The sequence below is a fragment of the Streptomyces sp. NTD91 genome, assembly GCF_059510455.1.
In genome coordinates this window covers 131,159-143,688 of the sequence record NZ_JCAJZW010000015.1, presented here as the reverse complement: position 1 = coordinate 143,688, position 12,530 = coordinate 131,159, and the positions used below count along the sequence as shown (strand labels likewise).

Here is a 12,530-nt window from a genome sequence, read left to right as displayed (position 1 = left end):
CGAGCGGGCCGGTGGCCGCGGGTCAGCCGTTCTGCCCCTGGGAGCCGGGCTTGGGACGGGTGCGGGTCCAGGAGGGGTCGGCGCACGGGGTGGGGGCGGAGGTGGGGATGCTGTGCCGCATGGGAATCCTTCGGACTACTGGGGGACGGTCCGGGGGTGGGGGAACGATGTCAGCCGTGGCCGGACGGCAGTTCCGCCCAGACGACCCGGCCGGGCCGGCCGGCCGCCGGGGTCACGCCCCAGTCGCGGCTGAGCGCGTCGACGAGGAACAGTCCGCGCCCGTGCTGGTCGTCGGGGCCGGGGCAGTGCACCGCCGGTGGCACCTGGCCGCCTTCCTGGTCCTCGACCTCGACGCGTATCCGGTCCGCCGTGCCGCGCAGCCTGCAGGCGATCCGCACACCGGCCGTGTGCACGAGGGCGTTCGTGACCAGCTCGGAGATCACCAGAACCGCGTCGTCCTGGACATCCCGCGGCACGCCCCATGCGGTCAGCAGGTCCTGGACGATCCGGCGGGCGGTGCCGACGGCCGCCGGGCGGGCCGGCAGGTCGAACGCGGCGGCGGAGCGGCGCGGCAGGGATCCGGAGCCGAGCCGGTCGGCGCCCACACGACCGGCGAGTCGGCCGACGCGTTCGCCTCCGGGCGGTCTCAGGACACCGGCGGGGACCGGCGGCCGATGCGGTTGCCGCACGACGTCCGGGCCGGGGCCCGGCATGTCCTCGGTGCCGTGCTCGGCCCGCTCCGGTGCGTCCGTGGTGTCCGCGCACCCGTGCCGCCGGTCCGCCGGGCCCGCGTACTGGTGCGTCCGGTCCGGAGTCTGCGCGCACCAGGGTTCGTCCACGGTGTCCGCGCCCCCGTGCGGTCCGTCCGCGGTGTCCACCGAACGGCGTCGTGGACCTGCCTCGTCGTCGGCGTCGTGCGGCCGGTCCGCGTCGCCGGGATCCCGGTCCGAGCGGAGCACGGTGTCCTGAACCCGGCCTGACCGAGACGCGCCGCGTTGATCACCGACCGGCCGGACCACGGCCTGCGGAACCCGGCCCGACCGGATCGGGACGTCCGCGGGTGGCCGCGGTCGGTCGACGGTGTCCTTGCCATCGCAGGGACGGACCGTGTGTTCGCGCGGTGCGCAGTCCAGGGGGGCCGGCGGGTCGTCCGCGGGCCGGTGCGGGCGCGGCGCCGCCGGCAGGCGTAACGGGCCGGAGACCGGGACGGGTTGGGCGGGGCCGCGGCTCTCGGTCGGGTGGGGCAGGGGGCGGGGGAGGGAGGGCGGAGCCATCGCCGTGCGCCTTTCGTCCGGCCTCGCGTGGGGGGTGTCCGGTGTCGGACCGGCCGCTCGCGCAGCAGACGACGCACCGCCTCCCGACGAGGCCGTGGTGCGGCCCGGTCTCCCCCAACCCGGCCGCATCGCCTGCTCCTTGGGTCGACCGGAGCAGTCCGTCCACTGTGGCACCCGTCAAGAACGGTCCGCAACCGGCAAGTTGAAATTTTCAGACTGCGAAGTGCATGCTGCTCCGGACCGGAATGTGATCGAAGGGGCCGCGGAAGCGATCGTGTGCGATCGTGTCCTGTGACCTGCCGAGGGGGGTGTGGGCCGTGACCGCGGAGACCGACTGGGGTGGCGCCCCCTCCGTGCTGCGCATGATCCTCGGCCGGCAGCTGGAGGAGCTGCGCACCCGGGCCGGTCTCGGCCATGCCGAGGCGGGCGCCGCCATCGGGGTCAGCCACTCCACCATCCGCCGCATGGAGGCGGCCAAGGTGGCCCGGCTCAGGCTCGCGGACGCCGAGAAACTGCTCCAGGTCTACGGTGTCACCGACCAGGACGAGATCGACACGTTCCTGAAGTCCGTGCGCGAGGCCAACAAGCGCGGCTGGTGGCACATCTACCGCGATGTGATGCCCGACTGGTTCGCCGCCTATCTCAGCCTGGAGCAGGCCGCGTCGCAGATCCGCGCGTACGAGAACCAGTTCGTGCACGGCCTGCTGCAGACCGAGGACTACGCCCGTGCCCTGCTCGGGGCGGACAGCCCGCACGCCTCCGTCGAGGCCACCGAACGCCGGGTCGCGCTGCGGCTGCGCCGCCAGGAACTGCTGACCCGCCAGGCGCCGCCCCGGCTGTGGGTGGTGATGGACGAGACCGTACTGCGCTGGCCGGTCGGGGGTCCGGCGGTGATGCGGGCGCAGATCGACCACCTGATCGAGGTGAACCGGCTGGCCCATGTGACCGTGCAGATCATGCCGTTCGCCAACGGCCCGCATCCGGCGCTGCGGGCGGGCGCCTGCCACCTCTTCCGGTTCCGGGCCCGCGAACTGCCCGACGTCGTGTACCTCAGCGGCCTGGTCGGGGCCGTCTACCTCGACAAGACCGACGACGTCGTGGTCTACCGGGAGGCGCTGGACCGGCTCGGCGCCCAGGCCGCGCCCGCGCGGAGGACCGAGGCCCTGCTCGGCGCGATCCGCGAGGAGCTGTGACACACCAGTTCGTACGCAAGCCCCCGCCCCGACCCGAATGGGAGACACGGCGTTGCCCGACAACGGATGGCCGGCCGATCGCATCGACACCGAGAACGCCCACTCCGCCCGCATCTACGACTACATCCTCGGCGGCAAGGACTACTACCCCGCCGACAAGGAGGCGGGCGACGCCATGGCCCGCGAGTGGCCCGCGCTCCCGGTCCACATGCGGGCCAACCGCGACTGGATGAACCGTGCCGTGCGCCGGCTCGCCGAGGAAGCGGGCATGCGCCAGTTCCTCGACATCGGCACGGGCATCCCGACCTCGCCCAACCTGCACGAGATCGCGCAGGCCGTGGCCCCCGAGTCACGGGTCGTCTACGTCGACAACGACCCGATCGTCCTCACCCTCTCCCAGGGCCTGCTGTCCAGCGCGCCCGAGGGCCGGACGTCGTACCTGGAGGCCGACTTCCGCGACCCGGCGGCCATCCTCGACGCCCCCGAACTGCGCGAGACCCTCGACCTGAGCCGGCCCGTCGCCCTCACCGTCATCGCGATCGTCCACTTCATGCTGGACGAGGACGACGCGGTCGGCGTCGTCCGCCGGTTGCTGGAACCGCTGCCCTCGGGCAGCCATCTGGCGATGTCCATCGGCACCGCGGAGTTCGCGCCCGAGGAGGTGGGCCGGGTCGCCCGCGAGTACGCGGCCCGCAACATGCCGATGCGGCTGCGCACCCTGGAGGAGGCCCACGAGTTCTTCGAGGGGCTGCAACTGGTCGAGCCGGGCATCGTCCAGGTGCACAAGTGGCACCCCGACGGCACCGGTGAGGCGGACATCCGCGACGAGGACATCGCGATGTACGGCGCGGTGGCCCGCAAGCCCTGACCGCTCCTCCCCCGCACGGCCGACCGACGGTCCCGCCAGACCAGGGGCCGGGGTCCGACCCACCTCCCGGACCCCGGCCCCTGTCCCTTCGCGCGGCGGGACGGACGGCGCTCCGGCCGCTAGCGTGAGCCTCCATGTACGCCACCCGAGTCTCCCGGCGGGTGCAGGCGCCCCCGCACGCCGTCTACCGCGTCCTGACCGACGCCGACGCGATCGCCGCCTGGCGCGTCCCGGCCGGCATGACCGCCCGAGTGCACGGCTTCGACCTCCGCGAGGGCGGCGCCTTCCGGGTCTCCCTCACCTACGACGACGACTCCGCCACCGGCAAGTCGGGTGGGTCCACGGACACCTACCACGGTCACTTCGCCAGGCTCGTGCCCGGCGCCCTGGTGGTGGAGGTCTTCGAGTTCGAGACCGGCGACGACGCCGTGCGCGGCACCATGACCATGACGACCCGGCTCACCGCGGCCGGCGACGGCGGCACGGACGTGGAGATCCTGCACGAGGGCGTCCCCGACGCCGTACCCCGCGAGGACAACGAAGCCGGAACCCGCATGGCCCTCGACAACCTCGCCCGCCTCGTGGAGGCCGCGTGGGGCCGCCGGGCGTCCGGGGCGGAATGACCGAAAGAGCGCGGAAATCCGGCCGGAATCCGGCACAACCGTCCGGCTGCCTCATGCCCGGCTGTCGGAGTGGGAAAAGGCACGGAGAAAACGGAACCGGGGGGAGGGAAATGAGGTCTTAAGGTCCGCCGACGGCCGGGATCAGCCCGGTCGTACAGGAAACGGGGGAATGAGACGTATGTCCGTCCGTAAGCGCACGACCCTGCTCACCGCCGTGGCCCTCACCGGCGGCCTCACCCTGGCCGCCGTGACGCCCGCCCTCGCGGGCGCCGCCGCGGACCACACCAGCCGCGCCGCCGCCGTGTCCTCCGCCCAGGGCGACCCGCGCAACGTCACCCAGCACGTGGCCGACTTCTACGGCGCCTACATCGACGCCGTCTGGTCCACCGACGACAAGTCCGCCGGCGACGCCGCCAAGGCGCTGCGTGCCTTCTACCTCTCCGCCGCAGCGCGGAAGAAGGTCGCCGCCTTCGAGAAGAAGGAGCACGCCGACGGCATCCTGTTCGCGCAGAACGTGCCGGTGAAGTGGAAGGTCGTCCACATCGGCTCCGGTGCCGGACACGCCACCAGCCGGGTCACCCTGACCTGGAGCGACGGGCCGCACGCCGAGGTCAGCCGGATCGACGTCCAGTCCGACCTGAAGACCCTGAGGATCACCGACCTCAAGCCGGTCCGCTGACCGGGGGGCGTGCGGTCCCGCCCCGCCCCCACTCGGGGCGGGGCTCACGCCCGCCGTTGCGGGTCGGTGCGACGGCATCCCTGGGCCGGCCGTGATCTGCTGTGCCTGGTCCGCATTGCCCATGAGGACCCCGTCGGCGTCCATGTCCATCAGCGCCTCCACGGCCAAGGCTCCGGAGTGGAGGCTGGGACCGGGCCGGCTGCGGCGCCCTCACCCGTGCCGCAGGCCGTTCGCGCCGGTCGCCCGGCCGTGGTGGCGGCGCCGGTCGACGGCCGTGCGGTGCAGCGCGATCAGCGCGGCGTCGTCGCCCAGCCGGCCTCCGGCATGGTTCAGCAGATCCCGGCGCACATGGTGCATCAGCGCCTCGGGGCTGTCGTCGGTCCAGTGCGCGACCCGCTCGACGAGCGGATAGAACCAGCCGCGGGCGTCCCGCGCCTCGACCACGCCGTCGGTGTAGAGCAGCAGGGTGTCGCCGGGCTCGAAGGAGAACACGTCCAGCGTGTGCTCGACCGGCGCGTGCACGCCGAGCGGCGGTGACGGGTGCAGGCTCGGAACGGTCACCGCGTGGCCGGGGCTCAGCAGCAGGGGCGGCGGATGGCCGCAGCTCGTCATCCGGGTGACCGGATCCCGGTCCGGGATCTCCACCAGCAGCGCCGTGGCGAACCGCTCGCCCGCCTCCTCCGGCGGCTCCATGTCCGCCGCGTACCGGACGACACTCTGCTCCAGCAGGCCGGCCAGCTCCGTCAGCGGGATGTGCCGGTGCGCGCTCTCCCGGAAGGCGCCGAGCAGCAGCGCGGCCTCGCCGATCGCGGACAGGCCCTTGCCGCGCACGTCACCGATCAGGACCCGCACGGAGTCGTTGGACCGTGTCGCGGCGTACAGGTCGCCACCGATCTGTGCCTCGTCCTCGGCCGCCAGATACAGCGAGGCGATCCGCAACGGGCCGATCTGCTCGGGCAGCGGCCACATCAGCACGTGCTGTGCCGCTTCGGCGACCGTGCGGACCTGGGCGAGCTGGGCCTGCCGCCGGTCCCGCAGGGTGCTGTAGAGCACCACCAGCACCGTCAGCACCGCGAGGGTGATGATCTGCACGATGTGATTCATCGTGCCGATGCCGCCGTGCGTGAGGGCGATGACGACCTGGGCGACCAGCGCCAGCCCGCCGATGGCCGCCGTGGTCCGCGGCCCGGCGAAGGACGGCGTGAGCGCCGGTGCGATCACCAGCGCCGGGCCCAGGTGGACGTTGGTGGGCGTCTGCACGTCCACCACCGTGATCACCACGATCAGCACGACCGGAAGCAGCAGCAGCGCGTGTACCGACTGCCACCGCTGCCGTGGACCCGCACCGAGCCGGGGACTCATGCCTACAGCGTCCTCCCGGTCCCGGCCGGACGCACTTCACGTGCGCGGTGTCGGTGCGGTCGCGCCGGGTACCCGTACGACTCCCCGGATCCGAACCGGCCGATCCGGGGGACCCTGGCCGCGAACGGAGACGCCATGACGCACAACGGGGAGGGTGCCGCCCCTGCCGGGCGGCCGGAGGTCACCGAACTCCGCCTCGCCACGGACGCGCCGAACCGCCCCACCGTGGCCGAAGGCCGGCAGGAGCTGCCACAGGACCGCAGTCAGGCGATCCTGGAGGCCGCCAAGGAGATCGGCGCCCTGCTCAAACGGGCGGGCCACCGCTTCGCGCTCGCCGGCAGCGTGGCCGTCTACGCCCACGGCGGCAGCCGCTACCTCCAGCACGACGCCGACTTCTGCGTGCTGCCCGAGGACGCCGAGGCGGTCGCCGCCACCCTGCGCGAGGCCGGTCTGCCCGTCCGGACCCCGCCCGAGGACTGGCTGCTGAAGACCACCTGCCGCGGGCAGAACGTCGACGTCATCTTCGCCCTCGCGCACCAGCCCGTCACCGAGGACATGCTCGAGCGCGCACACATGCTGCCGGTCGACTCGGTGCTGATGCCCGTGCTCGCCCCGACCGATCTGATCCACAGCCTGGTCAGTGCCTTCTCGGAACACTACTGCGACTTCGGGGCCGTCCTGCCCGTCGCCCGGGCCGTCCGCGAGAAGGTCGACTGGAACGCGCTGCGCGCGGCCTGCGGCGACCAGCCCATGCCGGCCTCCTTCCTCTTCCTGCTCGAACGGCTGAACGTGATCGACCCCCGGGAGGGGCAGCCATGACCGACACGAGCCCGCCGCCCCCGTCGGCGGGCGGCACCCTGGACTACCGCGTCGCCCACCTCGCCGAGCACCTGGCCTCCGGAGACCTCGGCGAACTGGGCGTACGGGTGGAACTGCGCGGGGAGGCGGTCCTGCTGACCGGCACCGTGCCGTCCGGCCAGTGCCGGGACGAGATCTGCCACATGGCCCGTGAGGAACTGGCGGGACATGCCGTCCACTGCGACATCCTCGTCGCCGGAACCTCCTCGCCCGACCACGGAGAGGACCTGACATGATCCGCGTCGCGGCCGTCGGGGACATCCACATGGGCCCCGCGAGCCAGGGCACCCTGCGCCCCTCGTTCGAGACACTGCCCCGGTGCGCCGACGTCCTGCTGCTCGCCGGGGACCTCACCCGGCACGGCACTGCGGAGGAGGCGGCGGTCGTCGCACGGGAGATCAAGGACATCGGGGTGCCCGTCGTCGCCGTGCTCGGCAACCACGACCACCACGACGAGCGGCCCGAGGAGGTCGCCGCGATCCTGCGGGACGCCGGGGCCCACGTCCTGGAGGGGCAGGCCGCCGTCGTCAGCGCCGGCGAGACACGGATCGGAGTGGCCGGCACCAAGGGCTTCGGCGGCGGATTCGTCGGACGCTGTGCCGGGGAGTTCGGCGAACCCCTGATGAAGGAGTTCGTCCGCTACACCCGCCGGTGCGCCGACTCCCTGCACGGTGCACTGAAGGACCTGGCCGAGTGGAACTGCGACGTCCGCATCGCCCTGACCCACTTCTCGCCGGTGCCGGACACCCTGGCCGGGGAGCCGCCGGAGATCTACCCGTTCCTCGGCAGCTACCTGCTCGCCGAGGCCGTCGACACCGCCGGCGCCGACCTCGCCGTGCACGGCCACGCGCACGCCGGCAGCGAGCACGGCATGACCAGCGGCGGCATCCGGGTACGCAACGTGGCCCAGCCGGTCATCGGCCAGGCCTTCCACGTCTATCACCTGCCCGGGCCCGAGGAAGAGGCGCAGGGGTGAGCGGCCTGCCCCCCGGGACCGTACTGCCCGGCTCACCACCGGCCGGGCGGCCGTGCCCGCTGACCGCGTCGGTCACCGGGCGGCCGTGCCCGCTGACCGCGTCGGTCAGGCCGCCGTGCTCAGTGCCTCCCGGCCGGTGACGTCGCCGTCCCGGGTGGCCACGACCGCCGGCAGCAGTGCGCCGCGCCGGCGCAGAAGCAGGCCCCCGCCGATCGACCCGGCGATGAGCAGCCCGCCGGCGACCAGGGCGCCGCGGGCACCGGCCCACTCCATCAGCAGGCCCAGCAGGGGCGGTCCGCCGAGGCTCCACACCGTGCCGACAGTGCTCCACACGCCGAGCACCCGGCCGCGCAGGTGCGCCGGAGGATCGGTCTGCAGGACGGCCGTACCGGCGGTGTCGGAGACGGACTCCACCACGGCCATGGGCAGCACCAGCACCATCAGGACGGCCAGCGAGGGCGACAGACCCGCGACGACCTGGAGGAGCGCGCCGCCCGCCGCGAGCAGCCCCACGGTCCGCACCGAGGGACTGCGCAGCCGGGCGCCGAGGACCGCCCCGATGATGCCGCCGACCGCCAGCACCGTGGAGACGGTGCCGAAGGCCCCGGCGCCGCCCGCGAGCGGCCCGGTGACGAGGACGGCCAGGGTGAGGCCGTAGTTGCGGCCGAAGACCGAACTGATCCCGGTGATCCCGGCGAGGGCCACCAGCCGGGGTCGGCGCACGAAGAACCGCAGCCCTTCCCGCATGCTCATCTCCGCGGGCGCCGGGACCGGCCGCGCCTCGGCGACCGGCTCGGCCGCGGCACCGTGCACGGGCCGCAGGAACGGCACGACCGACGCCACGAACAGGAACGACAGCCCGTTGGCGGCGTATGCGGCGGCCGTGCCGAGGAGGGCCACGGCCACACCGGCGAGCGCGGTGCCGGCCAGCCGCCCCGCGCTGTGCACGAGGGCGCCCACGCCGATCGCCGAGGGCACGTCCTCCCTGGGCACGAGGTCGTTGCCGAGCAGCGCACAGGCCGGGCCGTCGACGGTGGCGATGATCCCGGTGACGGCGGCCAGCGCCAGCAGTGCCGTCATGTCGATCCGGCCGAGCGCCACCAGCAGGGCCGTGGTGAAGGCGACCGCGCCGAGCAGTGTCTGGCTCACCGCGACCGTCAGCTTCCGCGGCCAGCGGTCCACGGCCGTGCCGCCCAGCAGGCTCACGAACAGCGCGGGCGCCGCCTGGACGGAGATCGACAGACCGGTCGCCGCGGCGGAACCGGTGATGTGCAGCACGAGCAGGTTCTGCACCGTGAGCTGCATCCAGGTGCCGGCGTTCGAGAGGAAGTTCGCCGCCGACCACCAGCGCATGCCGCGATGGCGCAGGGACCGCCACGGCGAGCGCGAGGCGGACGCGGAGCCGGGCCCGGATGTGGGCAGGGCGGAGGGTGCAGACACAGAGGTACTCGACAACCAGGGGGCGGGAGAGCGACCGGCGGAACCCTCGGGCCGGCTGCGCTGCGCGGCCGGGTCGCCCGGTCAGGGCGCCGCCCATGGTGGCAGACGGGACGGCACCGTCGTCGCCGGGGCGTCGGCCGGCAGGCTGCCGGGAAGGCCAACGTCCGGTGCCGCTACGTCATTTGAGCCCCGCGTGTGGTTCCTCACAGACCCCCGGCCCGCGCCGCGCGGGACCTGGCTACGCGGCGGGCGGCAGGACCGTGACGTCCAGCCGGAGCAGACCCTCCATGCGTGACCCGTACCACGGACGCACGGCGGTACGGGACGCCTGGTCACGTTCCGGTGCGTTCGGTCACCGCTTTCCGTGAACCGGCACGGGCACCGGCACCGAACCAGCGCGATGAGCCGGGCCGGAGCCGCCCTCGGCACCTTCCTGCTTCCGATGGGCCTCGACCACTTCGGCGCCCGTTTCGTCCTCCTGGTGGGCGCCGGAGTCCTGGCGGTGGGCGGACTGGTCTCCCACTTCCTGGCTCTGGAGACGACGGACCTGGATCTGGCGAAGGCGGCGCGCACACCGGCACCCTGAACGGGGCGCGGGTTCGTCGATGAGCGGCCACCACGACCGGCCACGACGAACCCGCAGTCACTGACGGCTGCCGGTGCTCCCGAGGCGCTCAGCGATTCACGGTCCGCATCCCCGCCTCGTCGTACCGCTCACCCGCCGCCGCGGGCAGCTCGGCGTCGATGCGGGCAAGGTCCTCCTCGGTCAGCTCGATGCCGACCGCGGCGGCGTTCTGCTCCAGGTAGGTGCGCCGCTTCGTGCCCGGGATCGGCACCAGGTCCTCGCCCTGGGCCAGCACCCAGGCGATGGCCAGCTGGGCCGGCGTCACGTCCTTCTCCGCAGCGATCTCCTTCACCTTGGCCGCGAGGCGCAGGTTCGCCTCCAGGCTGGCGTCCGTGAAGCGCGGGTTGTGACGCCGGAAGTCGTTCTCGTCCAGCTCGTCCGGCGAGGTGAAGCGGCCCGCGAGGAAGCCGCGGCCGAGCGGGGAGTACGGCACGAAACCGATGCCCAGCTCCCGGCACGCGGGGAGCACCTCGGCCTCCACGTCCCGCGTCCACAGCGAGTACTCGCTCTGCACCGCGGTGATCGGGTGCACGGCGTGCGCCCGCCGGATGGTCTCCGCGCTCGCCTCGCTCAGCCCGATGTGCAGCACCTTGCCCTCGGCGACCAGCTCGCCCAGCGCACCGACGGTCTCCTCGATCGGCACGTTCGGGTCGACCCGGTGCTGGTAGTACAGGTCGATGTGGTCCGTGCCCAGCCGCTGCAGCGAGCCGTGGACCGACTCACGGACATGCTCGGCCGAGCCGTCCTGCCGGCCGATCGTGCTCATGTCGCCCGGTACGGCGTCGTCCATCCGGTAGTTGAACTTGGTGGCGATCACGTACTCGTCGCGGTGGCCACGGATCGCCTCGCCGACGAGCGACTCGTTGGTCAGCGGGCCGTACACCTGCGCGGTGTCCAGGAAGTCGACGCCCAGTTCGAGGGCCCGCCGGACGGTCGCGATGCCCTCGTCCCGGTCGGCGGAGCCGTAGAAGGCGGACATGCCCATGCATCCGAGGCCGATGGCCGATACCTGGAGGTCCCGCAGACTGCGCTTGTGCATGTGATGTCCCAGCCTTTCGCGCGTACTCGAACGTCGTCGCGTACGGCACACGGACACGCACCCGTCGCCGTACGTCTGTGACGCTACGAGTTGGAGCGCTCTCCAAGTCAAGCAACGCTCCGGGCCTGGCCGGGAAACCAGCCGCATCCGCGGTCGGGGCAGCCCGTCGCGGGCCAGGACCCCCGTTCCGGAAGCCGGGCGTTCCCTGCGAGGGGCCTGTACTGAAGGACGGAACCAGGGACGTCGAGGTTGCCTTCCGGAGCCTGATTCCACCGCTGCGGACCTGTGGGTCTTCCCACACCCGCGTGCCTGCGCAATGGATCTTGACGCCCGGCCTCCGGCTCGCTGAACTGTCACCGATCGGGCCTCACCGTCACACAGGCCCACACCGGGGGAGGGACCGGGCACATGCCGGTATGACGACTGCGGACGAACACGCGGGCGCGGAGTCCGCACGCGGGGACGGATCCACCGGGAAAGATCAGTACATCTGTACGATGTCGGCTGAAACGGGCGGATGGCGGGGATGACGGGAAAGGCGACCCGGCGGCCGGAATGCCGGGACACGAAGGGGGCGAGGGACATGACGGGGGAGCGGAAGGCGATGGACTGCCGTGTCTCATGACGACTGAAGGGCGCATCGACTGGTGCCGCGCCCTGCGCGCACGGCTGACCCGGTTCACCGGGCACACCCTGCGGGGCGAGTGGCACGCGATCGTCGTCGAACCGGTGCGGCGGCTCACCCGGCGCGGCCTGTCCGGACTGCTGCTGGCGTTCGTCGCCGCGTTCGGTGTCATCTTCTTCCACGCCATCGCCCAGCACCCCCTCGGTGCGGTGTGGGTGACCCGGCTCGGCGGCGTCAGGGCCGAGCTGCCGCTGTGGCTGTCGCTGTTGCGCACGCCCGTGTCGCTGTACGTCCCGGCGCTCGATCTGCCGGTGTGGGCGGGCATCACCCAGCTGTTCCTCGCCTTCGCCTGGGCCGAGCTGGCCCTGGGCCGCGCTCGCACCCTGGCGATCTCCTACGCCACCACCGTGGCCGGCACCCTCACCGCCCGCGTGATGATCGCGATGGGCCCCGGCTGGTGGGGCTTAGGACTGCCGCACGCGGACGCACAGGTGCTCGACACCGGACCGTCCGCGGCCGTCGTCGGCCTGTTCACCTATCTCTCGGTCGTGAAACGCGCACCGGTGGTGTTCACCCTGACCGGCGGTTCGATGGTGTGGGAGTCCATCGCGGTCCCCAACCTGGCCGGCCGCGAGCATCTGATAGCGGTGGCCGCGGCGATCGTCCTCGGCCTGTTGCACGGCCGCCGCCCGCGCCTGCGGGCCTGCCTGCGCGCCCTCCTGGCGGTCCGGGACGGCCCGACCGCGCCCGAGGCCCCGCCGGCGGTCCCGGCGCCCGTGCCGTCCCCGTCCGTGCCCGCGCGGACGAGCGCCGAACGGCCGAAGGACACGGCGATGACATCCCTGGAACGCTGATCCCGTCGCGCGGCACTGTGGCGCCGCACACCCCGGCGATGTGATGGTTTTCGCACAGGGCCCCGCACGGTCACCCCCTAAGGTGGCCCGCGAGGTACGGCAGGGCGTGGCAGA

General features: G+C 73.0%; 13 protein-coding genes. 9 read left to right on the top strand and 4 right to left on the bottom strand.

Features of this window, described 5'->3' with window-relative positions:
- Positions 1-170: 170 nt before the first annotated feature.
- Complete coding sequence (locus AC5WRT_RS18130; RefSeq protein WP_496094488.1) at positions 171-959, bottom strand: ATP-binding protein; 789 nt, start codon at positions 957-959, stop codon at positions 171-173.
- A gap of 632 nt (positions 960-1,591) precedes the next feature.
- Between AC5WRT_RS18130 and AC5WRT_RS18125 the strand changes: the two genes are divergently transcribed.
- The 4 genes from AC5WRT_RS18125 (at position 1,592) to AC5WRT_RS18110 (ending at position 4,637) form a co-directional block, all read left to right on the top strand.
- Complete coding sequence (locus AC5WRT_RS18125; protein ID WP_496094487.1) at positions 1,592-2,467, top strand: Sco1979 family transcriptional regulator; 876 nt, start codon at positions 1,592-1,594, stop codon at positions 2,465-2,467.
- A gap of 52 nt (positions 2,468-2,519) precedes the next feature.
- Positions 2,520-3,335 (top strand): SAM-dependent methyltransferase, encoded by an 816-nt coding sequence (locus AC5WRT_RS18120; protein WP_496094486.1) that lies wholly within the window; start codon positions 2,520-2,522, stop codon positions 3,333-3,335.
- A gap of 134 nt (positions 3,336-3,469) precedes the next feature.
- Complete coding sequence (locus tag AC5WRT_RS18115) at positions 3,470-3,958, top strand: SRPBCC domain-containing protein (protein WP_496094485.1); 489 nt, start codon at positions 3,470-3,472, stop codon at positions 3,956-3,958.
- Positions 3,959-4,136: 178 nt separating this feature from the next.
- Positions 4,137-4,637 (top strand): hypothetical protein, encoded by a 501-nt coding sequence (locus AC5WRT_RS18110; protein WP_496094484.1) that lies wholly within the window; start codon positions 4,137-4,139, stop codon positions 4,635-4,637.
- Between the two features lie 210 nt (positions 4,638-4,847).
- Here the strand turns inward: AC5WRT_RS18110 and AC5WRT_RS18105 are convergent, their stop codons facing one another.
- A complete protein-coding gene (locus AC5WRT_RS18105) occupies positions 4,848-5,999 on the bottom strand; it encodes a PP2C family protein-serine/threonine phosphatase (RefSeq protein WP_496094483.1) in 1,152 nt (383 codons plus the stop codon).
- Positions 6,000-6,134: 135 nt separating this feature from the next.
- On the opposite strand from AC5WRT_RS18105, the gene AC5WRT_RS18100 reads away from it, so the two are divergent.
- The 3 genes from AC5WRT_RS18100 to AC5WRT_RS18090 are packed head-to-tail and all read left to right on the top strand — an operon-like array spanning position 6,135 to position 7,833.
- Complete coding sequence (locus AC5WRT_RS18100) at positions 6,135-6,818, top strand: nucleotidyltransferase family protein (protein WP_496100395.1); 684 nt, start codon at positions 6,135-6,137, stop codon at positions 6,816-6,818.
- A complete protein-coding gene (locus tag AC5WRT_RS18095; protein WP_496094481.1) occupies positions 6,815-7,093 on the top strand; it encodes a BON domain-containing protein in 279 nt (92 codons plus the stop codon). The genes AC5WRT_RS18100 and AC5WRT_RS18095 overlap by 4 nt, the downstream gene beginning before the upstream one ends.
- Complete coding sequence (locus tag AC5WRT_RS18090; RefSeq protein WP_496094480.1) at positions 7,090-7,833, top strand: metallophosphoesterase family protein; 744 nt, start codon at positions 7,090-7,092, stop codon at positions 7,831-7,833. The genes AC5WRT_RS18095 and AC5WRT_RS18090 overlap by 4 nt, the downstream gene beginning before the upstream one ends.
- A gap of 105 nt (positions 7,834-7,938) precedes the next feature.
- Here the strand turns inward: AC5WRT_RS18090 and AC5WRT_RS18085 are convergent, their stop codons facing one another.
- Positions 7,939-9,186, bottom strand: coding sequence for an MFS transporter (locus AC5WRT_RS18085; RefSeq protein ID WP_496100399.1), 1,248 nt, complete (start codon positions 9,184-9,186; stop codon positions 7,939-7,941).
- 487 nt (positions 9,187-9,673) lie between these two features.
- On the opposite strand from AC5WRT_RS18085, the gene AC5WRT_RS18080 reads away from it, so the two are divergent.
- Positions 9,674-9,859, top strand: coding sequence for a hypothetical protein (locus AC5WRT_RS18080; protein WP_496100394.1), 186 nt, complete (start codon positions 9,674-9,676; stop codon positions 9,857-9,859).
- An 88-nt stretch (positions 9,860-9,947) separates the two neighbouring features.
- Here the strand turns inward: AC5WRT_RS18080 and AC5WRT_RS18075 are convergent, their stop codons facing one another.
- The gene (locus AC5WRT_RS18075) at positions 9,948-10,937 is read right to left on the bottom strand and encodes an aldo/keto reductase (RefSeq protein WP_496100393.1); all 990 of its coding nucleotides are present in this window, start codon (positions 10,935-10,937) and stop codon (positions 9,948-9,950) included.
- A gap of 621 nt (positions 10,938-11,558) precedes the next feature.
- Here AC5WRT_RS18075 and AC5WRT_RS18070 point away from each other — a divergent pair.
- Positions 11,559-12,416: a hypothetical protein gene (locus AC5WRT_RS18070; protein WP_496100392.1), complete on the top strand. Its 858-nt coding sequence runs from the start codon at positions 11,559-11,561 to the stop codon at positions 12,414-12,416.
- Positions 12,417-12,530 lie beyond the last annotated feature (114 nt).

Bases quoted from the DNA above. Each gene is read 5' to 3' on its own strand.
- AC5WRT_RS18115 (WP_496094485.1), top strand. From the start codon at position 3,470: ATGTACGCCACCCGAGTCTCCCGGCGGGTGCAGGCGCCCCCGCACGCC.
- AC5WRT_RS18110 (WP_496094484.1), top strand. From the start codon at position 4,137: ATGTCCGTCCGTAAGCGCACGACCCTGCTCACCGCCGTGGCCCTCACC.
- AC5WRT_RS18105 (WP_496094483.1), bottom strand. From the start codon at position 5,999: ATGAGTCCCCGGCTCGGTGCGGGTCCACGGCAGCGGTGGCAGTCGGTA.
- AC5WRT_RS18100 (WP_496100395.1), top strand. From the start codon at position 6,135: ATGACGCACAACGGGGAGGGTGCCGCCCCTGCCGGGCGGCCGGAGGTC.
- AC5WRT_RS18095 (WP_496094481.1), top strand. From the start codon at position 6,815: ATGACCGACACGAGCCCGCCGCCCCCGTCGGCGGGCGGCACCCTGGAC.
- AC5WRT_RS18090 (WP_496094480.1), top strand. From the start codon at position 7,090: ATGATCCGCGTCGCGGCCGTCGGGGACATCCACATGGGCCCCGCGAGC.
- AC5WRT_RS18085 (WP_496100399.1), bottom strand. From the start codon at position 9,186: ATGCGCTGGTGGTCGGCGGCGAACTTCCTCTCGAACGCCGGCACCTGG.
- AC5WRT_RS18080 (WP_496100394.1), top strand. From the start codon at position 9,674: ATGAGCCGGGCCGGAGCCGCCCTCGGCACCTTCCTGCTTCCGATGGGC.
- AC5WRT_RS18075 (WP_496100393.1), bottom strand. From the start codon at position 10,937: ATGCACAAGCGCAGTCTGCGGGACCTCCAGGTATCGGCCATCGGCCTC.
- AC5WRT_RS18070 (WP_496100392.1), top strand. From the start codon at position 11,559: ATGACGACTGAAGGGCGCATCGACTGGTGCCGCGCCCTGCGCGCACGG.